The sequence below is a fragment of the Ligilactobacillus araffinosus DSM 20653 genome, from assembly GCF_001435375.1.
In the GTDB taxonomy this organism is placed as follows: Bacteria; Bacillota; Bacilli; order Lactobacillales; family Lactobacillaceae; genus Ligilactobacillus; species Ligilactobacillus araffinosus.
The window spans coordinates 87,280-113,131 of the sequence record NZ_AYYZ01000030.1 but is presented as its reverse complement, the minus strand read 5'-3'; the positions used below and the strand labels follow the sequence as shown (position 1 = coordinate 113,131).

25 protein-coding genes and 1 pseudogene are annotated in these 25,852 nt (G+C 40.9%); 3 read left to right on the top strand and 23 right to left on the bottom strand.

Going from position 1 to position 25,852, the window contains the following annotated elements; translation table 11 throughout:
* Positions 1-90 precede the first annotated feature (90 nt).
* From FC64_RS07125 to FC64_RS07090, 8 genes are all read right to left on the bottom strand, one after another.
* On the bottom strand, positions 91-342 hold the full coding sequence (locus FC64_RS07125; protein ID WP_057826942.1) for a type B 50S ribosomal protein L31: 252 nt from the start codon (positions 340-342) through the stop codon (positions 91-93).
* A gap of 115 nt (positions 343-457) precedes the next feature.
* Positions 458-1,843, bottom strand: a complete 1,386-nt coding sequence (gene rho / locus FC64_RS07120) for a transcription termination factor Rho (protein WP_081035670.1) — start codon at positions 1,841-1,843, stop codon at positions 458-460.
* A gap of 14 nt (positions 1,844-1,857) precedes the next feature.
* Positions 1,858-3,132, bottom strand: coding sequence for a UDP-N-acetylglucosamine 1-carboxyvinyltransferase (locus tag FC64_RS07115; protein ID WP_057907220.1), 1,275 nt, complete (start codon positions 3,130-3,132; stop codon positions 1,858-1,860).
* Between the two features lie 124 nt (positions 3,133-3,256).
* Positions 3,257-4,084 carry a DNA/RNA non-specific endonuclease gene (locus FC64_RS07110; RefSeq protein ID WP_057907219.1) on the bottom strand — a complete coding sequence of 276 codons (828 nt, stop codon included), beginning with the start codon at positions 4,082-4,084 and terminating at the stop codon, positions 3,257-3,259.
* 96 nt (positions 4,085-4,180) lie between these two features.
* The gene (locus FC64_RS07105) at positions 4,181-4,399 is read right to left on the bottom strand and encodes an LBP_cg2779 family protein (protein ID WP_057907218.1); all 219 of its coding nucleotides are present in this window, start codon (positions 4,397-4,399) and stop codon (positions 4,181-4,183) included.
* 68 nt (positions 4,400-4,467) lie between these two features.
* Positions 4,468-6,072: a CTP synthase gene (locus tag FC64_RS07100; protein ID WP_057907217.1), complete on the bottom strand. Its 1,605-nt coding sequence runs from the start codon at positions 6,070-6,072 to the stop codon at positions 4,468-4,470.
* A gap of 158 nt (positions 6,073-6,230) precedes the next feature.
* On the bottom strand, positions 6,231-6,776 hold the full coding sequence (gene rpoE, locus FC64_RS07095; RefSeq protein ID WP_057907216.1) for a DNA-directed RNA polymerase subunit delta: 546 nt from the start codon (positions 6,774-6,776) through the stop codon (positions 6,231-6,233).
* A gap of 44 nt (positions 6,777-6,820) precedes the next feature.
* Complete coding sequence (locus tag FC64_RS07090) at positions 6,821-7,258, bottom strand: YwiB family protein (RefSeq protein ID WP_057907215.1); 438 nt, start codon at positions 7,256-7,258, stop codon at positions 6,821-6,823.
* Positions 7,259-7,414: 156 nt separating this feature from the next.
* Between FC64_RS07090 and FC64_RS07085 the strand changes: the two genes are divergently transcribed.
* A complete protein-coding gene (locus tag FC64_RS07085; RefSeq protein ID WP_057907250.1) occupies positions 7,415-8,740 on the top strand; it encodes an HD domain-containing protein in 1,326 nt (441 codons plus the stop codon).
* A gap of 61 nt (positions 8,741-8,801) precedes the next feature.
* On the opposite strand, the gene FC64_RS07080 is transcribed toward FC64_RS07085, so the two are convergent.
* The 3 genes from FC64_RS07080 to purR all read right to left on the bottom strand — a co-directional run bounded on the left by FC64_RS07080 (position 8,802) and on the right by purR (position 12,216).
* Positions 8,802-9,776, bottom strand: a complete 975-nt coding sequence (locus FC64_RS07080; RefSeq protein ID WP_057907214.1) for a ribose-phosphate diphosphokinase — start codon at positions 9,774-9,776, stop codon at positions 8,802-8,804.
* A 70-nt stretch (positions 9,777-9,846) separates the two neighbouring features.
* Positions 9,847-11,253 carry a bifunctional UDP-N-acetylglucosamine diphosphorylase/glucosamine-1-phosphate N-acetyltransferase GlmU gene (glmU, locus tag FC64_RS07075; protein WP_057907213.1) on the bottom strand — a complete coding sequence of 469 codons (1,407 nt, stop codon included), beginning with the start codon at positions 11,251-11,253 and terminating at the stop codon, positions 9,847-9,849.
* Positions 11,254-11,373: 120 nt separating this feature from the next.
* Positions 11,374-12,216 (bottom strand): pur operon repressor, encoded by an 843-nt coding sequence (gene purR / locus FC64_RS07070; RefSeq protein WP_057907212.1) that lies wholly within the window; start codon positions 12,214-12,216, stop codon positions 11,374-11,376.
* A gap of 364 nt (positions 12,217-12,580) precedes the next feature.
* Between purR and ispE the strand changes: the two genes are divergently transcribed.
* Positions 12,581-13,450, top strand: coding sequence for a 4-(cytidine 5'-diphospho)-2-C-methyl-D-erythritol kinase (ispE, locus tag FC64_RS07065; RefSeq protein ID WP_057907211.1), 870 nt, complete (start codon positions 12,581-12,583; stop codon positions 13,448-13,450).
* Positions 13,451-13,481: 31 nt separating this feature from the next.
* Here ispE and FC64_RS07060 read toward each other — a convergent pair whose 3' ends face one another.
* The 9 genes and pseudogenes from FC64_RS07060 to FC64_RS07020 form a co-directional block, all read right to left on the bottom strand.
* Positions 13,482-14,330, bottom strand: a complete 849-nt coding sequence (locus FC64_RS07060; protein ID WP_057907210.1) for an alpha/beta hydrolase — start codon at positions 14,328-14,330, stop codon at positions 13,482-13,484.
* A gap of 99 nt (positions 14,331-14,429) precedes the next feature.
* Positions 14,430-14,681 carry a Veg family protein gene (locus FC64_RS07055; protein ID WP_057907209.1) on the bottom strand — a complete coding sequence of 84 codons (252 nt, stop codon included), beginning with the start codon at positions 14,679-14,681 and terminating at the stop codon, positions 14,430-14,432.
* A gap of 99 nt (positions 14,682-14,780) precedes the next feature.
* Complete coding sequence (gene rsmA / locus FC64_RS07050) at positions 14,781-15,662, bottom strand: 16S rRNA (adenine(1518)-N(6)/adenine(1519)-N(6))-dimethyltransferase RsmA (protein WP_057907208.1); 882 nt, start codon at positions 15,660-15,662, stop codon at positions 14,781-14,783.
* A complete protein-coding gene (gene rnmV, locus FC64_RS07045) occupies positions 15,652-16,227 on the bottom strand; it encodes a ribonuclease M5 (protein WP_202987287.1) in 576 nt (191 codons plus the stop codon). Before rnmV ends, rsmA begins: the two co-directional genes overlap by 11 nt.
* A gap of 16 nt (positions 16,228-16,243) precedes the next feature.
* Entirely contained in the window at positions 16,244-17,011 is a 768-nt protein-coding gene (locus tag FC64_RS07040) for a TatD family hydrolase (protein ID WP_057907248.1), read from the bottom strand.
* 91 nt (positions 17,012-17,102) lie between these two features.
* Positions 17,103-19,145: pseudogene (metG, locus tag FC64_RS07035) on the bottom strand (methionine--tRNA ligase); the annotation flags it as partial.
* 65 nt (positions 19,146-19,210) lie between these two features.
* Positions 19,211-19,912 (bottom strand): NAD-dependent protein deacylase, encoded by a 702-nt coding sequence (locus FC64_RS07030; RefSeq protein ID WP_057907206.1) that lies wholly within the window; start codon positions 19,910-19,912, stop codon positions 19,211-19,213.
* Positions 19,913-19,930: 18 nt separating this feature from the next.
* Entirely contained in the window at positions 19,931-20,893 is a 963-nt protein-coding gene (locus FC64_RS07025) for a hypothetical protein (protein WP_057907205.1), read from the bottom strand.
* Positions 20,890-22,155, bottom strand: a complete 1,266-nt coding sequence (locus FC64_RS07020) for a hydroxymethylglutaryl-CoA reductase, degradative (protein ID WP_057907204.1) — start codon at positions 22,153-22,155, stop codon at positions 20,890-20,892. The genes FC64_RS07025 and FC64_RS07020 overlap by 4 nt, the downstream gene beginning before the upstream one ends.
* Positions 22,156-22,234: 79 nt before the next feature.
* Between FC64_RS07020 and FC64_RS07015 the strand changes: the two genes are divergently transcribed.
* Positions 22,235-22,993 carry a substrate-binding periplasmic protein gene (locus tag FC64_RS07015; RefSeq protein ID WP_057907203.1) on the top strand — a complete coding sequence of 253 codons (759 nt, stop codon included), beginning with the start codon at positions 22,235-22,237 and terminating at the stop codon, positions 22,991-22,993.
* Between the two features lie 35 nt (positions 22,994-23,028).
* Here FC64_RS07015 and trpS read toward each other — a convergent pair whose 3' ends face one another.
* The 3 genes from trpS to FC64_RS07000 all read right to left on the bottom strand — a co-directional run bounded on the left by trpS (position 23,029) and on the right by FC64_RS07000 (position 25,691).
* Positions 23,029-24,045, bottom strand: coding sequence for a tryptophan--tRNA ligase (trpS, locus tag FC64_RS07010; RefSeq protein ID WP_057907247.1), 1,017 nt, complete (start codon positions 24,043-24,045; stop codon positions 23,029-23,031).
* A gap of 267 nt (positions 24,046-24,312) precedes the next feature.
* Positions 24,313-25,005 carry a VIT1/CCC1 transporter family protein gene (locus FC64_RS07005; RefSeq protein ID WP_057907202.1) on the bottom strand — a complete coding sequence of 231 codons (693 nt, stop codon included), beginning with the start codon at positions 25,003-25,005 and terminating at the stop codon, positions 24,313-24,315.
* 17 nt (positions 25,006-25,022) lie between these two features.
* The gene (locus tag FC64_RS07000) at positions 25,023-25,691 is read right to left on the bottom strand and encodes a VIT1/CCC1 transporter family protein (RefSeq protein ID WP_057907246.1); all 669 of its coding nucleotides are present in this window, start codon (positions 25,689-25,691) and stop codon (positions 25,023-25,025) included.
* Positions 25,692-25,852: the final 161 nt, after the last annotated feature.

Below are 25,852 nucleotides of genomic sequence, written 5' to 3'. Positions count from 1 at the left end.
TTCAACTAAGCTGCCTACCTCAATTTTAGCTCACTTGGAGACGAAAACCTAGAAAAAAAAGAAGCTGGCTTCGCCAACTTCTCATTACAATTATTTGTTTGTAAAGCCGTATTTCTTGTTGAAACGATCGACAACCCCGTCTGCTTGAGTAAACTTTTGCTTACCTGTGTAGAATGGGTGTGAGTCACTTGAGATTTCAACACGGATCAATGGGTATGTGTTACCATCTTCCCATTCAACAGTTTCATCTGATGTTGCTGTTGAACCAGATAAGAACTTATATCCTGTTGATGAATCCATAAATACAACTTTGTGGTAATCTGGATGAATTCCTTGTTTCATTTAAATTTCGCTCCTTTGCCCTGGTCCATTTGCTGAGCCAGAGTTATTTATGCATATAACATGCAACATACACCATGTTATCATGAATAAAATTTTCATGCAATAACTCTTTGAATTATTTAACCAACTTTATTTTGCTGATTTGTTGAATAAATTCATCATTATTCTTTGTCTTACGCAACATATTCAAAACCTCCGTTGTATCTTGCGTCAAGTCATTTGTCATCAGCTTCCGCCGCAACCTCCAAATTGCGTTACGAATATCATCACTCAGCAACAGATCTTCACGTCGAGTAACTGATTTGTCCAAATCAATTGCCGGATAAATTCGGCGTTCAGCTAAGGTCCGACTTAATTGAAGTTCCTGGTTACCAGTTCCCTTAAATTCTTCATAGATCACGTCGTCCATTCGACTGCCAGTATCAACCAAAGCCGTTGCAAGAATCGTTAAACTGCCACCTTCTTCAACGTTGCGGGCCGCTCCGAAAAATTTCTTCGGTTTGTACAATGCCGCTGGATCGACCCCGCCAGACAACGTCCGCCCGCTTGGAGTTTCAACCAGGTTATATGCCCGGGCCAGCCGGGTAAGTGAATCAAGCAAAATTACAACGTCCTGTTTATCTTCGACAAGCCGCATTGCTCGTTCCAAAACAAGTTCGGCAACGCGAACATGGTTTTCCGGTCGTTGATCAAACGTTGAATAAATCACTTCACCATCAACCGTTCGCTCTAGATCCGTAACTTCTTCCGGACGTTCATCAATTAATAGAAGCATCAGCTTAGCATCCGGATAGTTAGCCGAAATTCCACCTGCGATTGCCTTTAATATACTAGTTTTCCCAGCATTGGGCGGTGCTACAATCAATCCCCGTTGACCAAATCCGATTGGAGCAAACAAATCGATCGTCCGCGTCGAAATGTTATTCGAAGTTGTTTCTAATTTAATCTGTTTTTCCGGATAAATTGGAGTCAGTGCTGGAAAGTGCGGACGGTTTTTAGCTTCTTGCGGAGCCTTGCCATTGACCGAGTCAATCCGCATCATACCGTAGTTTTGCTCCCCATGCCGTGGTGGACGGGCTAGCCCAGCGACCCGATCACCGTTCCGCAACCCAAATAAACTGATCTGACTTGCCGAAACGTAAATATCTTCTTGCGATGGACCATAGTTGATTGGCCGCAAGAATCCATATGAATCATGGGAAATAATCTCAAGGACCCCATTCATAAAGAAGTATCCTTGTTTTTCAGCTTGCGCCCGGACAACCGCCATCGCAAGCTCTTTTTTATTCATCTGACTGTAATATGGAATTTTATACCGACGTGCATATTCGTAAATTTCCCGCAACGTCTTCTTTTCAAGATCTTCAAGGGTGATGTTTTCGTGTGAAACCTGTTGTTTGGCTTCTTTATTCTTGTTAGTTTCCTTTGCCTTTAAAGATGTCTTTCCCTTTTCAACCCGTTTTTTTTCGGGTTCGCTCTTCTTCGATGTTTTCTTTTCCATCCTGTTACTACTTTCTAAAGATTATCAGCCACCGTCAATAACTCAATATCAACTGATAACCCTCGCATCTTTTCAACGATTCGATCATAACCACGCAAAATATTATCTGCATTATTAATAACCGTTGTTCCTTTAGCCATCAATCCAAGTCCAAGAAGCGCAACGCCAGCTCGAATTTCACCAGCATCAACGTTGGCCCCTTTAAGATTCTTTGCATGATGAATTGTAAATACCCCATCTTCGCATGAAATGTCAGCACCCATTCGCCGCATTTCGGGAATGTGTTTGATTCGTTTCGGATAAATCGTTTCAATAATCTTGGATGTTCCTTGGGCACACATTAACAGTGGCGTAATTGGTTGCTGTAAATCAGTCGCAAATCCCGGGAACGGTGATGTCTTAACCGTTACCGGACTCAACCGATCATTCCCTGGGATGTAAATACTGTCTTCGTTAATTTCCATCGTAACGCCCATTTCACGCAATTTAGCAATAAACGGATCTAAATGTTCTGTGATTACATTCTTTACCAAAACACCGTCACCATTTGCTGCTGCAAATGCAAGGTAAGTTCCGGCTTCGATTCGGTCCGGAATAATCGTATGGGTATTCGTCGACTTTAAACTCTCAACCCCTTCAATTCGAATCTCATCCGTTCCAGCCCCTCGAATATGGGCTCCCATATTGTTCAAGAAAGTTGCTAAGTCAACGATTTCTGGTTCCTTTGCAACATTTTCCATGATCGTTGTTCCCTTAGCCTTAACGGCGGCAAGCAAAACATTGATCGTCGCCCCAACGGACACCATGTCAAAGAAGATCCGCGCTCCATGCAACCCCTCAGGACCAGTCGTAATTCGAACCGCATTATCTTCCTCTTCGACATGTGCACCTAGCGCCTTAAATCCTTTAATATGCTGGTCAATCGGACGTGGGCCAATGTTGTCCCCGCCAGGGAATCCAACAACCGCCTTGCCAAACCGGCCAAGCATTGCGCCCATGAAATAGTATGATGCCCGTAAACTGCGAATCGCATCTCCAGGTAACGGGCGGTTCTCGATGTTAGTAGGATCAATTTCTAATTGTCCATGCGAAAAATGCGATTTTACATTCATCGCTTCAAGAATCAACATTAAATTATGGACATCTAAAATCTCAGGAACTGAGTCAAATTTAATCGGAGTATCAGCTAAAATTGCGGCCGGAATCAAAGCGACTGTACTGTTTTTTGCACCGCCGATCGTTACTTCGCCGTGCAAACGCTGTTCTCCTTTGACGATCATTTTTTTCATCGTAAGAATCCTCACTAATTTTTTAAATTTATTTATTAATAATCCGAACCATCGTCGAGCCGACGTGTCAACTCTAATGATACAAAATCCTTAATTGGGTTTCAATCGTTTTTAAAGAATATTACTAATTTTGTGTTGCGTAACCCGTTGCGTAATTGATTCGAATATTGTTTTGAACATTCGGGACAAAAACGTTAAATTCCAACGATCCATCAGACGATTTGGCTTCAATATGCGCTCCCGCCGAAACTAAATTATTGCCGTCATAAATATCAGTTACCCGATAACGAACTTGCTTATTTTGATCAAGAGCTTTCCGGACTAAGCCTTCATAATAGTTTTGTCCCGTTGAATTAGCTGACCGAGCTTCATTTGCCCATGCAGTTTGGGTCGCAACGTTTGCCGGATTTGATTCAGAAGCGTTAAAACCGCGAATCCCGCCAACCAATGCATACCCTAACAAGTGTCCGCGGTCATAAGCATGCTTATATTCTCCCGGTAATCCGCTTAATTGATGGAATCCAGCTGGTTTCCAATCAGTGCGGCCGTTCCCGGTTTGCTCCCGATTTTTGTACTGCCGGCAAGTCTTATTCAACCACGCATTGCCAATGTGCGGCCGGCCTAAGTTATCAACTTCATCCGTTGCGTACGGGGCACTTGCAATTTGAGCATTCAAATCATTTTGATTATTGTTGATAATGAACGCCCCATGACCATTATAGGTAATCGAACCTCCAAGTTGTTGTTTAACACTATCTGTTAATACACTTGATGCCAATTTTTGATTGGGAGTATTTTGACCCGCCCGGACATTTTGCGTCATTCCAAGATCAAGCCGTCCCAACTTGCCAGAAACTCTCCCCCCAGCAAGCACAATCAAAATTGCGGCTAAGACCGTAATAATGACCTGTGACGGGGTGACCTTTTGCTTTTTGCGTTTTCTCTTTGCCATTTTACTTTCCTTTCTTTAAAACCCATCAACTTAGTTAAATACAATAAAAGAGACTGGACATGATTGTCGCAGCCTCTTCGCTCTCAATTACAGTTTCTATTGTTTATCATCACTTGTAACTGGTTCCTCATCAGCCAACAATTCCTGTAATTCTCCATATTCTTCAGGACGAACTTCAACTTGTCCCGCCTTGATTGCATGAATTCGTTCTACTGAAAAATGACTTGTCAGTGCCAATTCAGCATCTGTTAAATGATACTTTTCTTGATACTTTACAATTTCTTCAGCAAGGTGTTCTAATTTCTTTTCTTTCATCCCTAGTTCGCCTCCGTATCTATTGCTACTATAAGGATAACACATTTAATTCAATTCGCCTTCTAAAATTACTTTTGATTTTCAAAAGCAGCTTTAACGAATGCGGCATATAATCCTTCTGGACGTTGTGGCCGTGATAAGAATTCTGGGTGGTATTGTGATGCAACGAAGAACTTATTTTCTGGAACTTCGATAACTTCAACTAAGCGATTATCTGGTGATGTTCCTGAGAAGACCAGGCCGTGAGCTTCAAATGCATTCCGATATTCATTGTTGAATTCGTAACGGTGACGGTGACGTTCTTGAATTACATCTTGGTTGTCATAAGCGGCAGCTGCAACAGTCCCTGGACGAAGCTTACATGGATATGCTCCTAACCGTTGAGTATTTCCCATGTCTTCAACGTCAGCTTGCGCTTCCATCAAATCAATTATCTTGTGAGGTGCATCAGGGTTAACTTCACCGGTCGTTGCATCTTCAATTCCAAGAACGTCGCGGGCAAATTCGATACTTGCCATTTGCATTCCAAGGCAGACTCCTAAGAATGGTACATCTTCTTCACGGGCATATCGAATTGCTTGGATCATTCCTTCGATTCCACGTGAACCGTAACCGCCAGGAACAATAATTCCGTCATAGCTGCCAAGTTTTTCAGCAACGTTATCCTTATCAAGGTTTTCAGCATCAAAGTAATCGATGTCAACCTTGGCGTTTACCTTGTAACCAGCGTGCCGAAGAGCTTCATTAACTGAGATGTATGCATCTGGAAGTTGAGTATACTTTCCAACCAATGCAATCTTGACATGTCCCTTAAGGTTTCGAACCCGATCAACTAATTCTTTCCATTCAGTCATATCAGCTTCTGGGGTTTCAAGTTTCAATTTTCGGCAAACAATATCATCCATGTGCTGAGCTTGTAAGTTCAATGGAATTTGGTAAAGCGTATCAACGTCAAGAGATTCAATTACAGATTCTGGATCAACGTCACAGAAACTTGCAATCTTATTCCGAATTTCTTGTGAAATTGGCTTTTCAGAACGAACAACCAAAATATTTGGTTGAATCCCAACACTCCGTAATTCCTTTACACTGTGTTGGGTTGGCTTGGTCTTCATTTCACCCGCAGCCTTCAAGTACGGAAGAAGCGTCGTGTGAATGTAAAGCACGTTATCAGCTCCAACTTCCGCCTTCATTTGCCGTAAAGCTTCAAGAAACGGAAGCGATTCAATATCCCCAACAGTTCCGCCAATTTCAGTAATTACAACGTCTGAATCAGTAACTGTTCCGGCACGTAAGATTTTTTCCTTGATCATGTCTGTAATGTGCGGAATAACTTGAACGGTCTTTCCTAAATAGTCACCGCGCCGTTCTTTTTTCAAAACTTCTGAATATACCTTCCCGGTCGTAACGTTTGAATATTTGTTAAGGTTGATATCAATGAACCGTTCATAATGGCCAAGGTCCAAGTCAGTTTCTGTTCCATCATCAGTAACGAAAACTTCACCGTGTTGGTATGGACTCATTGTTCCAGGGTCCACGTTGATGTATGGATCAAACTTTTGAATTGTAACCTTTAATCCACGATTTTTAAGCAAACGGCCTAAAGATGCTGCAACAATACCTTTTCCAAGTGAGGAAACAACCCCACCAGTAACAAAAATATACTTGGTCATTGTGAAATATTCCTCCAAATTAATTGATTTCCGGGGATTACAAAAAACAACAAGCCCCCTACCTTAAAAATATAAGGTAGGGAGCTTTCTCCGTTCAAAAGGCTCTTTACGAGCGCCCAAGTAAGATTTTACCTAATCGTTATTCGAGCGTCAAGCCTTTATTCATCATCGTCATCTGAAAATTCGTTAAGTTGACCTTCGATTCCATCTGGCAAATCATCTTGCGGGTCATCGCCATCGTCCACATCATCCAAATCATTTTGGTAATCCTTCAAATCTTGTTGGTGATCATCATCATCAGCAAAATCATCATCTTCAGGATCATCATTGTCATAATCGATCACATCGTCATCATCGTTTGAGTCTAAGAAAGCATTAACCTTTTTCCGCTTCTTGCGTGGTTGATCATCATCTGCTTCATCAGAATGGACAAGTGCTTCATCGATTGATTCAAATGGATACCATGAGCGCAATGCCCACATATTATCTCCCAATGAGATAAAACTGCCATCAATATTTAAGTCAGTATAGAATTGTGGCAACCGTTCACGAATTTCTTCATCGCTCTTTTCAAGGAAATTTTGAACCTCGTTTGTTAAATCAGCAAACGCCATCGGTTCGCCTTTTTCATGCAAAATTTCCCGTGAAACTTCGATCATTGACAATTCATCTTTATTCATACCTTCGAATTTTTCAAGCCCCAATTTGGTACACGTCCTTTCAGCAGTTTACTCTTCATCATACAATACTACGCGGTAAATTGCAATCTGATTTTATAATCGCCAAGTAAAGAATCTCCATTATAAAGGCGGTAATCGATCTCTAACTTTCCGGCCCGTGGATCATCCTCAAGCACCGTTTCCATTCGGCCGGCAAAGGTTGCAACTGGAATATTACCATATGGAGTTTGATATCGGGATGGAATTCGTTTTCCTGGTTTAAAGGTCAAATGCAGCTTCTGATGTTCCAGCTTCCGAGTCAGTTGGACCTCCTCATCGCCTGCAATCTTAAAGGTCACCGTTGCGTGTTCATTTTCTGGGAGTTCTTCTTCATAACGCAAATAAACCGTCTCCCCGATCTCAATTAGCCGACCATCAAAGTCTTCTGCATATTCTTCCTTTTGTCCATCTTGGCGATGAACAGTCTCAACGTGAATTTTGACCGGAATTTCATTTTGGGATGTCATTTGTGATCACTTCCTTACTAAAAATCCTTAGTTCTATTATATCGAGCTGCAATTCACTTTACCACCGATTAATTTACCGGTTGCGGTATAATAAAGATAATCATTAACCGAAAGGAAGTGGCTCCAATCACAGTTTTGCATCCGCAAGTTTTACCAATGGAGAAGGTTCTGCGTGATCCGATCCATAATTACATTTACATTCAGCACCAAGTGATCCTTGACCTGATCAATACCAAGGAATTTCAACGGTTACGTCGGATCAAGCAACTTGGCACAACTAGTTATACTTTCCACGGAGCTGAACACTCACGGTTTTCACATTCCGTTGGGGTGTATGAAATCACCCGAAAAATCTGTGACCTTTTCCAACGCAATTATCCGACCCAAAATTCCAATGATGGTTTATGGGATGATCATGAACGGCTCGTTGCTTTATGTGCCGCCCTTTTACATGACGTTGGTCATGGAGCATACTCGCATACTTTTGAACATATTTTTCATACTAACCATGAACAAATGACACAGCAGATCATCACTTCGCCGGAAACCGAAGTCAATCATGTTCTGCGCCAAGTCAGCGATGACTTTCCTGCACAGGTCGCCAGTGTGATTGCGAAGACCTATCCGAACCAGCAAGTTGTCCAGATGATTTCAAGCCAGATCGATGCGGACCGGATGGATTACCTTTTACGCGACTCGTATTTTACTGGGACAAAATACGGCAATTTTGATCTTACCCGGATCTTGCGAGTCATGCGGCCGTACCAAGGCGGGATCGCCTTTAACTTTAGTGGAATGCATGCAGTTGAAGACTACATTGTCAGCCGTTTTCAAATGTACCAGCAAGTTTATTTCCATCCCGTTTCCCGGTCAATGGAAGTCATTTTAAGTTCATTATTGAAACGCGCTAAGGACCTGTATGAAATGGATCAATTGCCGCATGATTTTGCATACGAAACGTTAAAACCGTTTTTTGATAATCAGTTTTCGCTTAAACAGTACTTAAAACTTGATGATGGCGTTTTGAATACCTGTTTCAGTATTTGGAGCGAATGCGACGATCACATTCTCAAAGACCTTGCCCGGCGGTTCTTAAACCGCAAACCGCTTAAATCAGCCAAAGTCAATGACGATACACGTTCATTGTTGCCAACCTTACGCAATTTGATTGCTGAAGCCGGTTTTGATCCGTATTATTATGCAGCCACCAACGATAGTTTTGATTTACCATACGATTCGTACAATCCAAGTTCCAAGAAGCCACAGACCCAAATTGAACTGATGCAAACGGACGGAAGCCTAATCGAACTTTCAACGGTCAGCACCCTGGTCAAAGCCATCAGCGGTAAAATCACCGGTGATGAACGGTTCTTCTTCCCGCGGGAAATGCTTGCTAAAGGCAATCAACTTGAAATTTTTACCCCTGTTTATCAGCAATTTGAAAAATATTTGCATAATGATCGGCTAATTTTTCCAAAATAAATTTCACCAATTTAAAGAGGCTATGGTAAAAACCATAGCCTCTTTGCTTATTTTTAACAATTTATTCCGAACGGAATCGATTCTTAAACAACGGACTAACCGGCTTGTTTTCGTGAATCCGTTTGATTGCATCACCGATAAGCGGACCAACTGAAACTTGAGTCAACTTATCGATCTGCTTTTCTTCTGGAAGTTGAATTGAATCCGTTACGATAATCTTCTTAATTGGAGACTTATCAAGACGTTCAATTGCTGGACCTGATAGTACAGGGTGCGTTGCACATGCGTAAACTTCCTTTGCACCTGCATCCATCAATGCTTGTGATGCCAACGTGATCGTCCCGGCAGTATCGATCATATCATCAATAATGATGCACCGCTTGCCATCAACTGAACCAATAATATTCATAATTTCGGCAACGTTGGCTTTGGGACGCCGCTTATCAATAATTGCGATCGGAGCCTTTAAGAATTCAGCTAACTTCCGTGCCCGAGTTACACCCCCATGATCAGGCGAAACAACAACTGCATCCTTTTCAAGGCCGTTCTTCAAGAAGTAGTCAGCCAATAATGGAGCACCCATTAAGTGATCTACTGGAATATCAAAGAATCCTTGAATTTGAGCAGCGTGTAAATCAAGCACGATTACACGATCTGCACCAGCTTTTTCAAGCATATCTGCGACCAGCTTTGCAGTAATTGGTTCGCGTGAACGAGCTTTCCGATCTTGCCGTGCATATCCATAATATGGCATCACAACGTTAATCGTTGATGCACTCGCCCGTCTTAAGGCATCGATCATAATTAACAATTCCATCAAATTGTCATTGACCGGTGCAGACGTTGATTGGATGATGAAAATTTCATCCCCCCGAATACTTTCTTCAATATTGATCCGAATTTCGCCATCGCTAAAACGGTCAACTGAAGTCTTACCTAAAGGAACTCCTACGGCATCAGCAATTTTCTTTGCCAATGGTTTGTTTGAATTCAAAGCAAAAATTTTAACCTTTGAATTATAACTTTGTTCAGCCATGATTGCCTCCAATAATGATTATTCTACTAATATATAGTATGCGTTAACCAGCTTAAAATCAAGCTAATTCTTAGTCTTTATCAGCTTTTTCGGCCTTTTTTGCAGCTTCTGCAACTGGGTAACGATCATAATATCCTTCCTTGTTTACTTGGCGTCCCCGACCAATTCCCATTGCATGAGCTGGAACATCATTTGTAATTGTTGATCCGGCAGCAACGTAAGCGTGGTCTTCAATTTCAAGCGGAGCAACTAAGTTGGCGCCACTTCCGATAAATGAATAGTCGCCAACATTGGTGTGGTGCTTGTTCATGCCGTCGTAGTTGATAAAGATCGTTCCGCAACCAACGTTGATATTCTTACCTAAAGTTGCATCGCCAACATAAGTTAAGTGACCAACCTTAGTGTTCTTGCCGATTTCAGCCTTCTTGACTTCAACAAAGTTTCCGATATGAACATTTTCACCGATGTCTGCTAATGGCCGTAAATGACTATATGGTCCAATGTTTGAATTCTTGTGCATTACTGATTCTTCAAGGTATGAAGCAGTAACCGTAACGCCATCTTCGATCTTGCAGTCCCGAATCTGTGAATGGGCACCGATCACACAGTCTTCGCCGATAATTGTCTTTCCTTTAAGTTGAACGCCAGGCTCAATAACCGTATCAGCCCCAATTTGAACACCAGCATCAATGTACGTGTTATCCGGATCAATAATTGTTACTCCGTTACGCATGTGTTTTTCGTTGATTCGGCGTTGCATTACCTTCGTCGCCTTTGCAAGGGCAATGCGATCATTAACTCCCATTGATTCTTCAAAGTCATCCATTTCAAAGGCACCGACCTTCTTGCCTGCATTTTGGAAGATTCCAATTACATCTGGTAAGTAGTATTCGCCTTGAGCATTGTCATTGTTGACTTGGTGAAGAGCTTTAAATAATGCTTGATTATCAAAAACATAAACGCCCGTATTGATCTCATCAACCTTGGCTTCTTCAGGTGTTGCATCTTTTTGTTCAACGATTTTTTCAACTTCACCAACTGCATTACGAATTACACGGCCGTAACCAAATGGATCATCGGCTTTCGCTGTCAAAACCGTTGCCACGTCGCCGTTCTTTTCATGATATTCAAATAGCTTAGCAAACGTTTCTGCCATAAACAATGGGGTATCGCCACATGTTACTAAAGTCATCCCATCCTTTGAGCCAAGCATCTTTTCCGCTTGCAAAACGGCATGGCCAGTTCCTAATTGTTCTTCTTGAAGAGCATATTTCGTCCGGTCACCAAGGGTTTCTTGAACCTTTTCTGCTCCATGACCAACAATCGTTACGATTTGGTCAACGTTATCCTTTTCAACTTGTGAAAGCACGTGGTCGACCATGGCCTTGCCGCATACCGGGTGAAGAACCTTATATAGCTTTGATTTCATGCGAGTTCCTTGACCCGCTGCTAAGATAATTGCAAATTTTGCTGTCATTGATTTATCCTCATTCTCTATTAAAGTTATTTACTCATGTTTAAATTCTAACTTAAAAAAATATGAACTTCAATTATTGTTGCATTCGAAAAAAGGAAGCCTTCCAGCTTCCTTTTGACCCTACTCTGTCCGTTTGCCAAATACCTTTGCAAGGTAATTTCCGGCACTTACGTGGATCGTCTTATTCAATGTATTGACATTATCAACTTTCAATAACGAAGTATAGTCTTCGATCAACCGGCTGCCTTCATCAACGACTCCTTCAGCAAAGACCGTTACCCCAACTAATTCAGAGTCAAATTCTTCAATCATTGACTTCATTCCGTTGATCGTACCACCGCCTTTCATAAAATCGTCAACAACTAAAACATGTGAGCCGCGCCGTAAACTCCGTTTTGATAATTCCATCTTTTCAATTCGTTGACTTGATCCTGAAACATAGTTAACTGAAACGGTTGAACCTTCAGTAATCTTTGAGTCACGCCGAACAATTACAAATGGAGCATTTGTATAATATGCAACACTTTGCGCAATCGGCACACCCTTTGTGGCAACCGTCATGATGGCATCTACTTGACGGCCCATATATTGGCGCGCAATCAACCGGCCAACATGCCGCAAAACTTCCGGTTTACCTAATAAATCTGAAAGGTATACATATCCTCCAGGCAATAACCGGTTTTCTTGTGAAAGTTCAGCTGCCATTTCCCAAATAAAGCGTTCAGCTTCTTCTTCACCAATTGATGGAATAAAACGAGCACCACCAGCAGCTCCCGGGATCGTTTCTAAGATTCCAATTCCACGTACATTAAATGTTCGCTTAATGATGGCTAAGTCTTCACTGATTGATGACTTAGCTGATTCATACCGCTTTGCAAAATATGTTAATGATACAAGTTTATGCGGGTTGTTAAGGAAATAACTTGTCATATCAATCAAACGATCACTTCTACGTACTTTCATTTTTAAAGCCTCCATTCTTAAATTTTCCTAATTTAACGTTTTATTCTATTAATTATTAACGTAATTTTGCCCTTATCTTAATAATTAACCCCTATATTATTTTATTATTCGTATAAGAAGAAATATTCGGTTTTTAATACGAATGACGCTATTTTACCATTATATTCAAATTTAGTCAACGCTTACTTACGGATAAAATCAGGAAAAACTCTCATTCAACCCTATTATGATGTGATTCTTATGATAAGATTATTTTAATCATTAAATTATCAAAATACAATTCTCAAATCATGAATTATGGTTTAAAACTTTTCGAAAAACATATATAATAAAAATTAATTATTAGGTGAAATGAGGAGAGCCCATGGAAACTTTAGAAAAGGCACCTGCTAAGTTAAATCTTAGTCTTGATGCCCTTTTCCGGCATCTTGACGGTGATCCTGAATGGCGCATGGTCATGACGGCAATCGATTTAGCGGATTATGTTCACATTGAAACGCGTGATGATTCGAACGGGATCCAAGTTCAGACAAATACCGGTTTTCTCCCGCAAGATCAACGAAATTTAGCATTTCAAGCAGCAAAAAAGCTTCAAGAACAGTTTCAGATCGATCAAGGAGTAATGATCACCATCGACAAACACATTCCTGTTTCAGCTGGAATGGGTGGCGGATCGGCTGATGCCGCCGCTGTGTTACGCGGTCTTAATAAGCTTTGGAACCTTAATCAATCGTTAATGGACCTTGCTCGCATCGGACTTGAAATTGATTCTGATGTTCCGTTTTGCGTATACAGCTGTCCCGCCCTTGTTGAAGGCAAGGGCGAAAAAATCACCCCGTTAAACGATTTGACTTCCTTATGGTTCGTTGTTGCCAAACCCAAAGCCAGTGTTTCAACTCCGACCATTTTAAAACAAATTGATTTCAGTGAAATTCAGCACCTGAACGTTGAAAGTGTCGTTGAGGCAATTCAGCAGCAAGACTGGAAACAATTAACTGCAAGTATGGGAAATTCCCTTGAACCGATTACGATTCAAAAATATCCCGAGATCATCCGAATCAAAGAAAAAATGGTCAAATTTGGTGCTGAAGCAGCTCAAATGAGCGGAACGGGGCCAACTGTTTTTGGAATCTCGACCAAACAGTCGCGGGCCCAGCACATTTACAACAGTTTACGGGGCTTTTGTAAGGAAGTTTACCTTGTGCGTCCGTTCAATTTGAAAAATTGTAATTAAAAAGGTTGTGTCTTCGACACAACCTTTTTTGTTAGTCATACAGCATCCTTGCCACTTTCATTAAAACTTTTGGATCCTGATGTAAAGCAGAGTGTTTGATGCCATAAAACATTACGGTCTTGCACGATGACCACTTTGGATTTAAGATCGTCGCTAAGAATTCAGATTGGACATTCGGAACTGAAGTATCAGTATTATCACGGTAATCAGCCATCACGTTATAAAGTTTGATCGATGAACACGGCGTTAAATCCTGGTATTCCCGTTTCAATTTTCGATACTCTGCGTCTGTTAAATGTTCCCGCAGTGCTTGCGGATACGTTACCTTATTCGTAACTCCCTCGTTAACCGGCGTTCCCATCAAAATAACCTTATTGAACTTCACATTTTGTTGGATCCATTTCGATTGTCCAAGGGCATGCAAAAATTCGGTTCCGCCCCATGAATGACCAACCACGTTCAATTCATTAACCCCATATTTATTATGCAAGATCTTAATAACCTTGATCGTCCAATTCGTTTGCGAATTATATGTTTGGGTAAGGTTCCAGTCAAATAAAAGTTGAATCAGCGTATTCTTTTTCCCTTTCACTGACCCGGAAACATGAACTGAACCAGTCGGTGTTACATGGATCGTCATTGTTTTTTGCGCAATATTTTCCTTTTGGTAATAATTGATCATTTTATTATACGTGTAATTACTGCCGCCAAATCCATTGATCAGCAGCGTTGGTACATTCTGATAATGAATGTCGTTTCGCAATTGGCCTTGCCGCAATGTTTTTTGCGGACTGGGAACCAATAAAATCATTTGAACAACCAACGCAATTACAATGATTCCAATCAAAATCTGACCGATTCGTTTTCCGATTTTCTTCAACTTAATTCCTTCATTCTTGTAAATAAAAAGTATCTACCTCATACTATACCGCGGAAAGCAGTATTCGTATGAAATAGACACTTTCGATTGTTATTTAAACTATTCTTCGGCCTCTTCATTTTCAAATTCAAGTTTGATATTTTGCGTTAAAACATCCGTGTAGCTGTATGAAACACGCTCAACCGCACTTTCATCCTTGTCGAGTTCAACTACAAAAACAGCTGGAAATGTTTCACTCAGTTTACCTTTACAGGTTAAAATCTTTTTGCGCCCAACATGAGACGTAACGGTCAGTTTCTTTCCAATATGACTATCCAACATCGACTTAATTTTTGCTAAAGTGCTTGGCATGTGCTTCATCCTCCCGTCAGCGTACACTATACCACACACGAAAGAAAATCTCAATTTTAGCACAAATCTTTAACAAAAAGCAATAAATTACTCTAATTTCTAATTATTTTCTATTAATCCATTAGATAAATCTATAAATTGACTAATTGTCAGCCGCTCAGCCCGAATCGACTTTTCAATTCCAACCTGTGCAAGAACCTTTTCCAATCGTTCTTTAGTTGCTGGATCTTTCCCATAAATTCCTAACAGGTTATTCCACAAGCTTTTCCGCCGATGCGCAAAACTTCCCTTCACTAGCTGCATAAATGCTTGTTCGTCTTGAGGTTGCTTAATCGGTTTTTGCGGTGTCAGCCGAACAACTGCCGAATCGATTTTTGGTTGCGGAACAAAAACCGTCTTTGGAACAATAAAGGCGATCTTCGCATTAGTATAGTACTGAACCGCAATCGAAAGAGAACCGTAATCTTTCGTCCCAGGTTCCGCCGTTAACCGTTGAGCGACTTCCTTTTGCATCATCACCACAATTGCATCAAAGTGGATTCCACTTTCCAACAAATGCATGATGATCGGCGTGGTGATGTAGTACGGCAAATTAGCAACTAACTTTAAATGATGCTTGCCATCAAAGTGCGCTTTAATTTGCTGTTCGAGGTCCACCTTTAAAATATCCTGTTGTACAATGGCAATGTTATCGTAAAGAGATAACGTTTCCCTTAACACTGGAATCAACCTTTCATCAATTTCAAAAGCCATGACTTGATGTGCCCGCTTAGCAAGTTGCTCCGTTAAAGCTCCAATCCCCGGTCCAACTTCGATCACATCATCATCTTCGCTGACTTCGGCCGCATCCACAATGTTATGCAACACGTTAATGTCCGTTAAGAAATTTTGACCTAAACTCTTCTTAAAGTTTAGCCCATATGTTTCCATAATCGCCCGTGTTCGGGTCGGATTAGCAATTTCAATTTCATTATTCTTCATGCTGATCACCGTTTTCCATTTGCCGTTCAACTTTTTGCATGGCATCTTCAAAATCGCCCGGTGTAATTTCAAATAACCGTAACCGCTTATACAGTTGTTTGCCGTTAGTATAACCGATATTTAAAATTTCGCCCAGCAACTCCCGGCGCTTTTTGGCTGCCGGGCCATTGATCAAGCCCTTGGCAGCCAACGTTTCACGTGAAATCATTGCTGGGGCATCTGGAACCTCCGTGTAAAGATTTTTCAATGCTTCGCGGATCACTTCAGGGCTTGCATGTTCAACGCCCAAACTTCCTTGATGATCTGGAACGGCATCTTTCCGTTTCAAAAAGGCATGTTTGACTCCTGGGACTGCTTCTTGAATTGTCTTCCGGATTTTTTCACCAGAGAAATCCGGATCAGTAAATACGATCACTCCCCGTTTTGCTTGCAATTCCGCAATTTGGTCAAGGGTTTCATCACTGATTGCTGATCCGCGAGTCTCGATCGTATCGGCATTCACCGCCATTTTAATTCGTTTGGTATCGTCTTTGCCTTCAACAACGATCACTTCTTGAATTTTCATTTTATCTTCCATCATTTTACTCATTGATTTTCAATACTTTCTTCGCATTCTGACTTGTTTGAGCAGCCAACTGGTCAACGTTTTCGTTTCGCAGTTTCGCTAAGAATTCAACCGTATACCGGGTCATTCCCGGTTCATTGCGCTGGTTACGATACGGCATCGGCGTCAAATACGGAGCATCCGTTTCAACCAACATCCGGTCAGCCGGAACATATTTGGCAGCTTCTTGAACTTCCTTCGCGTTATCGTATGTTACTACTCCGCTAAATGATAGATCCATCCCTAATTCGAGAAACTGTTGGGCCCATTGCACATCACCGTTAAAGCTATGCATAATGCCGCCATACTTTGTCCCATCGGTTTCCTTGATCACGTCATAGGTGTCTTCAAATGCATCCCGGTTATGAACGCTGATTGGTAAATGAAATTCATGAGCGAGTTTGATCTGCTTCTTAAAGATTTCTTTTTGCAAATCATGATCAACATCGCAATGATAGTCTAAGCCGATTTCACCAACAGCCTTAACTTTCGGTTCGATCATGTAAACCCGTAGTTGTTCTTCAAAATCAGCGTATTTGGCTGCATCTTCCGGGTGAATCCCAACCGCCCCGTAAATATTCGGGTACCGGTTGATCAATTTCACCATTTTATCAGCACTTTCACCGTCATAGCCCAATACAAGCATTGAATCAACGTTCAACGCTTTTGCCCGATCAATGACGTCTGGAATATCATCATTAAATTCTTGAGAATTGATATGGGTATGCGAATCGAAAATTGAAATCATTTTGCTGCTCCTTTCACTTTTATGAAAAAAGACTGGACATTTTTCAGTTTCAACTCAACTTGCCAGTCTTCTCTCCCGATTTTAGATTTTAGCCAACAATTGAACCGTTTGGAATATTTTCTGAAACAGTCAAAAGTTGAACCTGATCGCCAAATTCAGCTGAAAGCAACATTCCTTGGCTGAGTTCCCCCCGCATTTCACGCGGTTTTAAATTCGTCACTGCAATTACTTTTTTGCCGATCAATTTTTGCGGTTCAGGATACCAACTTGCAATTCCTGAAATAATTTGCCGGTCACCTTCATCACCCGCATCTAACCGGAATTTCAATAACTTGTCGGCATTTTTAACCTTTTCAACCGCCTTGATTTCGCAAACCTTTAATTCGACTTTTTCAAACTTATCAAACCGAATTTCCTTCTTCGTTAAGTTTAACGTTGTTTTTGAAGGATCAAATGCATCTTCCCTATTAACCGCCATGTTCTTTCGACCCTTTGCCTTTTCATTAGCAGTCATCATTGATTGCATGTATTCAATTTCTTCGTCTTTATCAAGTCGCGGAAAAATTGGTGTTCCCTTCTTCACAACCGTTGCTCCGGCTGGCAAATCAAAGTATGAAAGATTCTTGATTTCCATCTTATCAGTTACTAATCCTAACTGTTCGAAAATTTGTTGCGGTGCATGGGTCATTACCGGTTGCAAAAGAATTGCAATTACCCGCAAACTGGCTGCTAAGTGAGCCAAGACGCTGTCTAATTGAGCAGTTGCTTCGACTGATTCATCCTTTGCAAGTTTCCATGGTTCTGTTTCATCAATATACTTGTTTGTCCGTGAAACAAGTTTCCATAAGCTTTCAAGAGCCTTAGCAAAGTACGTCTTGTCTAAGTCGTCACAGTATTCTTGAATTGCCATTGCAGCCGTTTCTTCAAGATCCTTATCAAACGGAGTTACGCCGTTTTCAAGGGCTGGAATCTGACCATCCCGATACTTGTTGATCATTGCAATCGTCCGGTTAAGCAAGTTTCCGAGGTCGTTTGCCAAATCAAAGTTCATCTTTTCAACAAAGTCTTCCGGAGTAAAACGACCATCATTGCCGAACGGAACAGCCTTCATTAAATAGTAACGTAACGCATCCAAGCCATAGCGATCAACGATCGTTTCAGGATAAATAACGTTGCCTTTTGACTTCGACATCTTACCGTCTTTCATAACTAACCAACCATGACCAACGATGTGTTTTGGTAATGGCAAGTCTAACGCCATTAAAATAATTGGCCAGTAAATTGTGTGGAAACGGACAATTTCTTTTCCGACCATTTGAATGTCAGCCGGCCAGAACTTCTTAAACAGACTGTCGTCCTTCGAACCATAACCTAAAGCCGTAATATAGTTGCACAGCGCATCGATCCAAACATAAACAACATGCTTCGGATCTGATGGGACCTTAACTCCCCAATCAAAACTGGTCCGAGTCAAAGCCAAGTCTTCCAACCCTGGTTTAATGAAGTTATTCAGCATTTCCTGTTTCCGTGAAGCCGGTTCAATAAATTCAGGATGTTCATCATAGTATTGAACTAACCGATCAGCGTATTTGCTCATTTTAAAGAAATAGCATTCTTCTTCAACTAATTGAACTTCATGACCTGATGGGGCGATTCCGCCAGTCATGTTGCCATTTTTATCCCGGAAAACTTCCTTCAACTGTGATTCAGTAAAGTATTCTTCGTCCGAAACTGAATACCAGCCCTTATATGTTCCCTTATAAATGTCGCCTTGCTTCAACAACTTTTCAAAAATTTGTTGAACGGCTGCTTCATGATAGTCATCCGTTGTTCGAATAAACTTGTCATTAGTGATCTCAAGTTTGTTCCATAACTGTTTGATATCCGCAGCCATTTGGTCAACGTATTCTTGCGGCGTGATGCCCATTTTTTTAGCTTTTTGTTCAATCTTCAAGCCGTGTTCATCCGTTCCAGTTAGGAAAAACACATCATATCCTTGAAGTCGTTTGTAACGTGCCAAGACATCACAAGCAATTGTGGTATACGCATTTCCAATATGTAACCGGCCAGACGGATAATAAATCGGTGTTGTTACGTAAAATGTTGGTTTATCAGCCATTTTCAACTTCCTTTCCGCTTTGAATGCGAATTTTTAATCCTCTCATTCAAAAAATCATTATCTTTAGTATATCATAGTCAAGCCTTAACTTGAGCGAATTCTTCCACAGCATCGTTGACAATCATCGTTGTTTGCGGCGGAACTTGAATCGTTTCTTTGTTGACTGCCGCAAGTTGAGCGTCAGGACGGCGATACTGCAATAAACCTGCAAACGGATAAACAACAAACGAAGTTCCAACAACAATAATCAAATCCGCTGCTTGAATTACTTGAATCGAACGCTCAAGTTTTTGCTGGTCAATTTTCTCACCATAAAGAACAATTTGACTGCGCAAAATACCACCGCAGTTTTGATGATGCATGTTTTTTAAATATTCATGCCAATCAACATTTTGACCGCACTTTTGACAAACAATACTGTATAAATTACCGTGAAATTCAATTAACGAATCCGGTGCCGGCTTAGCTTGGGCGTGTAAGCCATCAACATTTTGCGTAATAATTGCTGCTCGTCTTTTGCGAGTCAATGCAGCCATTTTTTGATGAATAATGTTTGGTTGGGCATGAGGATAAAATAAATTATGTGTTACAAAATCGTAATACACTTTGGGTTCATTTACCAAACAATCATGACTCAACAAATATTCTGGTGTTTGGCCATGAGAATACAGACCATTTTTCGAACGATAATCAGGAATCCCCGAAGCCGTTGATACTCCTGCTCCTGTCATAAACACAATTCGATGGGCATTTTGAATCAGATCATTCAACTTTGTCATTTAACCGCCTCATTTTAATTAACGTTTTAAGTACGGAACATCAATCGAATCCAAATATTTTCCAACTGACGTTTCATAAATATGTCGAAATTCAACTGATCGTTGTTGTTCACTGCCTTTCGGTTCAGGGATTACAAAAACATTTTGCTGATCACTTTTCATTCGTCCAATATAGGCAGTTCGAAAATGTAAATTTTCTTTCATATCAGTATGGAAAATTTCAAATAATTGCCGCACTTCCAATCGCAACTGACGCTCGCTTAATATGGGAGTTAATGAAACATATGTGTTTAAATTCATTTCATACAAACCATAACTCCGCAAAGCATTATCAAATTCTTTGTATAACTTTACAATTGCCCGCCGAACGTTGAAGGCGGAATCAAGCGGTTTAGCCGTCACAATTGCATACAATTTTTCTGCTTGCGCAGTTGCCTTCGGGTACAATTCCCGCAGTTTCGGTAAAATATTATCTTGCTGATCTTTAAAGAAAATCAACGTATCAAGTAGGTTAACCGTTCGTAAGAGCATCCAATCATCTTGATGATCTTGCGGTTCCGGTTTCAAAACTGCTAAGATTCCCTTAAAATATAAATCTTCAACACGTGCATCAATCAGTCCAAGCTCCCGCTGACGATTATAAACAAAGAAATGCATTAAAATATCATACAATTCCATTCCCGTTGCAGTATATTTCGTATCCAGCTTTTGCTGTCCGCTTTCCAAATTAAATGCGATCTGCGGTAATTTTTCAAACATCAGCATAAAGTGCAACAGTTCATGCGAAACAATGTAGTTCACATCTGTTTGGTCTAAAACATCGATCACTAATTTTCCGTTACGCAAAAAGTGCTGAGCCTGGTCGTGACGTACAAAGCCCGATTTTTCGTCATGGTATTGAATCTCAATGCCATTTGGTTGAAGCTCTTCTGCTTTTTTTATCAATTGTTGAACTTTTTCATTTAATTGTGGTTCTGTCATTCTTTTCCCTCACGTATCTTTTTTAGTAAAACTTTTGCGGTGTGTGAATCCCGGGCATGCTGTTTTTCAAGGGCATTAACGAGCATTGGAATTTCATCCTTAGTTGCGCCGACTGATGCCGCTAAACTCTTCAATTGCAACCGCATGTGACCGCGTTGAATGCCATCAGTTACTAATGCATATAAGGCCGCTAAGTTTTGGCCTAAACCGACAGCAACAATGATTTGCGCTAACTGAACGGCACTTTCGATTTTCATTAAATGGTGATTGATCTTCACTAACGGCACAATTTTAATTGAACCGCCAACCGAACCAACCGGCATTGGCATTGTCAGGTCACCAATCAGTTTATCATCATCAACATGCCATTGACTTAATCCCCGATACTGACCATCACGTGCTGCATAGGCATGGGCTCCCGCTTCGATAGCACGCCAATCATTTCCACTGGCAACCACAACCGAATCAACTCCGTTCATAATTCCCTTATTATTAGTTGCTGCGCGATACGGGTCAAGGTGTGCAAAACGACTTGCCTGAGCAATTTTAGCAGCCACCGTTGCCCCATCGACCTTTTCCTTTGCTAAAACCATAACCGGAATCTCAACATGAGCCGAAACTAAACACTCCGTTGCATAGTTTGACAAGATACTCATCAAAATGTCTTGATGCAAAGTTGACCGAATTTCATCCGCAACCGCTTCAAGCATCGTATTCAACATGTTCGCGCCCATTGCTTCTTGAACATCAACCGCCATATCAAGCGACAACATATCATCGGCCAAAATCCGGGTTCGGATCCACCGGGCACCACCCCCACGTTTCACGATCGATGGATGGGCATGATTCGCAATTACCAATAATTCATCCTGTCGTTGATTAATCGTTTCAACGAGCTGATCCATCGCCGTTACGTTCTCAATCGCAATTTGACCAATCATTAGGCGAGATAATGACTTGGCTTGAAATCCGCCACCCAACTTAACCAGGCGGGCGCCATTGCTGGCCGCCGCAACAACTGACGGCTCTTCCGTAACCATCGGAACAACGTATTCTTTGCCATTGATCACATAATTCATTGCCAAGCCTTCTGGAAGCTGGTACTGCGTTACAAAATTTTCGATCATCGTATCGCCAAGGATTGGGTCAACGGTCTGATTTTCAAGCTGAGCGATTTCCTTTTCATCTAGAAACCCGTTTTCTTTCAAAATCGCCAACCGTTTTTGCCATGGTTTTTGATAATATTTATTGAAACCCTGCATTCTTTTTACTCCCTGTTCTTAATTCTTTGTTAAACTAATTATATAATATCTTGAAAAAGTTTTCGCGGAGGGCATTATTTTGAAAAAAATTACACGCCTGTTGGTTTCGTTGTTGACTTTGATTGGAATCAACGGACTCTTTTCACAAATCGAAGCCGCCCCGATTTTAAAAGTCGGAATCCAAACTGAAACCACCAATCACAACTCAAGTGCATTTGACCGGCGGCTTGCGCTTCAAATTGGGCAAAAGCTTCATCGAAAAGTTGTAATCCGCCAGTACCGGCAGCAATCTCAGCTGAAAGAAGCCGTTGCTGACCACCAGCTTGATCTGGCAATGGGCTTTTCAACCGCCGGATTGAAAAACGTTTATCAAACGCCCCCTTACCTGTATATTAAAAACGTGATGCTGAGCACCAAATCCTGCTCATTAACCAGCCTTCAAAATAAAAAGATTGGAATTCTAAATGAAAGCGGACAAAAATCGATGTTGACACAACTTCAACTTAAGCCGCAAAAATTTGCAACGGTTGATCAGCTAGTTAATGCCCTTGATCAAAATCAAGTTAAGGCAATCTTATTGAATCAATATCAATACAACCTTTACCTTGATAAGCATCCCGAACGAGAAAAAGCAGCCCAAATCAACAATTCAAGTTTAAAACTGCCACCGTTTAAAAAAGTTACCGATCCGCAAATTTTATCCCAACAACTGTTTGCCATTACAAATGATGCTCAGCTTGCCAAGCAGGTCTCACAAGCCATCAATAGCTTGCGAATGAGTGGGACATTAACGAAGTTGTCAGCTAAATATTATCAATACAATTATGCGTTTAAGTAAAAATGACATTCAGAATTTTCTGAATGCCATTTTTATTATCCAAAATAGTCAACACCGATTGCATGCCGCACTTCTTCAAGGGTTTGATTGGCAACCTCGTTTGCATGTTCACTGCCTTTCTTCAGCATGTCATAAACTGCTGGAATATCCTTGGCAAATTCTTCGCGCCGTTGCCGGATCGGTCCTAATACATTTTCAAGCACTTCATTCAAGTAGCGTTTAATCTTCACATCGCCTAATCCGCCGTGTTGATATTGAGCCTTTAATTCAGCGACTTTTTCCTTATCATCATCAAAAATATCAAGATAGGTAAAAACCATGTTGCCTTCGATTTGACCCGGATCTTCAACATGAATGTGATTTGGATCCGTGTACATTGACATGACCTTTTTCCGCAATGTATCTGCATCGTCTGAGAGGTAGATTGCATTACCTAGCGACTTACTCATCTTGGCATTTCCGTCTAATCCCGGAATTCGTCCTGAACCCTTTGGTGGGAAAACGCCTTTTGGTTCAACCAAAACATCGCCGTAAATCGAGTTAAAACTCCGGACAATTTCCCTCGTCTGTTCGAGCATTGGTTCTTGATCATCACCTACCGGAACAAGACTAGCCTTAAATGCCGTGATATCAGCTGCTTGGCTGACCGGATATGTAAAAAATCCAGCTGGAATCGACCGTTCAAAATTCTTTTGTTGAATTTCAGCCTTGACGGTTGGATTCCGTTCCAACCGCGAAACCGTTACTAAGTTTAAGTAGTACAAATTCAATTCCGAAAGTGCCGGAATTTGAGATTGAACAAAAATTGTTGATTTTGCTGGATCCAAACCAACTGCAAGGTAATCCAACGCAACTTCAATCAATGATTTACGGATTTTTTCTGGATCGCGTGCATTGTCGGTTAAAGCTTGCTGATCGGCAATCATGATGAATGGGGTATATTGCCCTGTATTTTGCATTTCGACCCGGTTCTTTAATGAACCAACATAGTGTCCAATGTGAAGTTTGCCGGTTGGACGATCACCGGTTAAAATTACTGGTTTTTCTGCCATGATAAAGTTCCTTTCTTTTCCCTGACCATCAAAAAAATCGCCCCCATCATTTCTGAATAGGACGATTGTTACCGTGGTACCACCTAATTTGCAGTTTGCCTGCCGCTTATTCCCCATATTCAATTGGAATTTCTGGTCAGTCCCACTTCGAAAATTCTAGTTTCTCTCAGCACTCAGAAACCTCTCTGTTAGTGAATTTACTACTTAATTCCGGTCATTGAAATTGTTACCTTAATTTTAAACGTTATTATAACACCTGTAAAGCGTCTAAATCATTAATCCCAAAGTATAGTGAATAATCATCGTGATAATACCAACAATTAAATTCCGCCGAATGGCAACTTTTACCGTTCCATTACCTAATTTTGCACTTAAATATCCCGTCAGCGCCACCGACACACATACAGCTAAAATCGTAATCGGCCACATTAATTTAACCGGACTAAACGTCATTGCGACTAACGGAAAAATTCCTCCTAAAGCAGCTGAAAATAATGATGAAAAAGCAGCATTCCACGGATTCATATAATGATTCAAAACTAATCCATGCTTAACATCAACAACTGTTTCGAGAGGTTTTTTATTCAATAAATCTTCAGCAATATCCTCAGCCGTTTCTTCAGAAACTCCCTTTTCCATATAAAACTTTCGAACAGCAGCTAATTCACCTTCACGATCTTTTTGGAGAAGCATTTGCTCCTCTTTAACGGTTACTTTTTCCATATCACGTTGAGTACTTACTGATGCATATTCACCCGAGGCCATTGAAAACGCACATGCAAGTAAATCAGATAATCCGGCAATAAAAATTGTAAACCGGTTAGAGGTAGCAACTGCCACACTAAAAAGAACACCAACAACCGTTAAAATTCCGTCGTTTGATCCCAAAACACCGGCCCGTAAAACATTCAAACGTTCGCCCATTGCTGAGCGTTGTTCATCTTTTTTCTTCTTTGCCATCGTTTAAATCCTCCTTTCTAGTGAGCGAATAAGTGGCCAATGCCATATGTTACTAACATCGTAATGATCCCTGAGATCACATTCCGCACCGTTCCGTGAAATTTGTTAGCGTGGTTCAGCCAAGCAGCTGCCCAACCGGTAATTGCCAATGCAATAATCACTGCAATAAACGTTGCCACGATCTTGATCGAATGCGGGAAAAATGAAATCGAACACAATGGTAAAATTGATCCTAACGGAAATGAAATCATTGATGCAATTGCGGCAGCATATGGACTCGTAAATTCATCGACATCAAATCCATAACGTTCACGAACCATTGTTCGCAATGGATCGCGCTCCATCATTTCATGAACGGCCTTTTCAACCAGTTCCGGTTTAATGCCCTTCTTGAAATATTTTTGTCTTACAAAATCATATTCACCATCATAGTCGTCTTTTAATGCTTGCTTTTCAGTTGCAATTGCTTGTTTTTGCGAATCTTTTTCAGCACTGACCGAAACGTATTCGCCCATCGCCATCGAAACCGTTCCGGCTAACATTCCGGCAATCCCGGAAATAAAAATCGCAAAGTTGCTTGTCGCGGCTCCGGCAACTCCGATAACGATTCCGGCAACTGATAAAATCCCGTCATTTGCTCCCATAACTGCTGCCCGCAAAATATTAATCCGTTGAGCTAATGACATTTTGTTTTTTGATTCCACATTAATCCTTCTCTCAAAATTTAAAAATTATTTATATTTTACACAATGTATATTTAAATTTCAACTAAGTCGTCCTTCTTCCATTATAGAGATGTTATTAATTTAAAAAAAGTTAAATTTCTTTTAGTGAGCATCAATATTGT

Coding starts and splice junctions, on each gene's coding strand:
- FC64_RS07125 (WP_057826942.1), bottom strand. CDS start 342: ATGAAACAAGGAATTCATCCAGATTACCACAAAGTTGTATTTATGGAT.
- rho (WP_081035670.1), bottom strand. CDS start 1,843: ATGGAAAAGAAAACATCGAAGAAGAGCGAACCCGAAAAAAAACGGGTT.
- FC64_RS07115 (WP_057907220.1), bottom strand. CDS start 3,132: ATGAAAAAAATGATCGTCAAAGGAGAACAGCGTTTGCACGGCGAAGTA.
- FC64_RS07110 (WP_057907219.1), bottom strand. CDS start 4,084: ATGGCAAAGAGAAAACGCAAAAAGCAAAAGGTCACCCCGTCACAGGTC.
- FC64_RS07105 (WP_057907218.1), bottom strand. CDS start 4,399: ATGAAAGAAAAGAAATTAGAACACCTTGCTGAAGAAATTGTAAAGTAT.
- FC64_RS07100 (WP_057907217.1), bottom strand. CDS start 6,072: ATGACCAAGTATATTTTTGTTACTGGTGGGGTTGTTTCCTCACTTGGA.
- FC64_RS07090 (WP_057907215.1), bottom strand. CDS start 7,258: ATGACATCCCAAAATGAAATTCCGGTCAAAATTCACGTTGAGACTGTT.
- FC64_RS07085 (WP_057907250.1), top strand. CDS start 7,415: ATGGAGAAGGTTCTGCGTGATCCGATCCATAATTACATTTACATTCAG.
- FC64_RS07080 (WP_057907214.1), bottom strand. CDS start 9,776: ATGGCTGAACAAAGTTATAATTCAAAGGTTAAAATTTTTGCTTTGAAT.
- glmU (WP_057907213.1), bottom strand. CDS start 11,253: ATGACAGCAAAATTTGCAATTATCTTAGCAGCGGGTCAAGGAACTCGC.
- purR (WP_057907212.1), bottom strand. CDS start 12,216: ATGAAAGTACGTAGAAGTGATCGTTTGATTGATATGACAAGTTATTTC.
- ispE (WP_057907211.1), top strand. CDS start 12,581: ATGGAAACTTTAGAAAAGGCACCTGCTAAGTTAAATCTTAGTCTTGAT.
- FC64_RS07055 (WP_057907209.1), bottom strand. CDS start 14,681: ATGCCAAGCACTTTAGCAAAAATTAAGTCGATGTTGGATAGTCATATT.
- rsmA (WP_057907208.1), bottom strand. CDS start 15,662: ATGAAGAATAATGAAATTGAAATTGCTAATCCGACCCGAACACGGGCG.
- rnmV (WP_202987287.1), bottom strand. CDS start 16,227: ATGAAAATTCAAGAAGTGATCGTTGTTGAAGGCAAAGACGATACCAAA.
- FC64_RS07030 (WP_057907206.1), bottom strand. CDS start 19,912: ATGACAAAGTTGAATGATCTGATTCAAAATGCCCATCGAATTGTGTTT.
- FC64_RS07025 (WP_057907205.1), bottom strand. CDS start 20,893: ATGACAGAACCACAATTAAATGAAAAAGTTCAACAATTGATAAAAAAA.
- FC64_RS07020 (WP_057907204.1), bottom strand. CDS start 22,155: ATGCAGGGTTTCAATAAATATTATCAAAAACCATGGCAAAAACGGTTG.
- trpS (WP_057907247.1), bottom strand. CDS start 24,045: ATGGCAGAAAAACCAGTAATTTTAACCGGTGATCGTCCAACCGGCAAA.
- FC64_RS07005 (WP_057907202.1), bottom strand. CDS start 25,005: ATGGCAAAGAAGAAAAAAGATGAACAACGCTCAGCAATGGGCGAACGT.
- FC64_RS07000 (WP_057907246.1), bottom strand. CDS start 25,691: ATGTCATTAGCTCAACGGATTAATATTTTGCGGGCAGCAGTTATGGGA.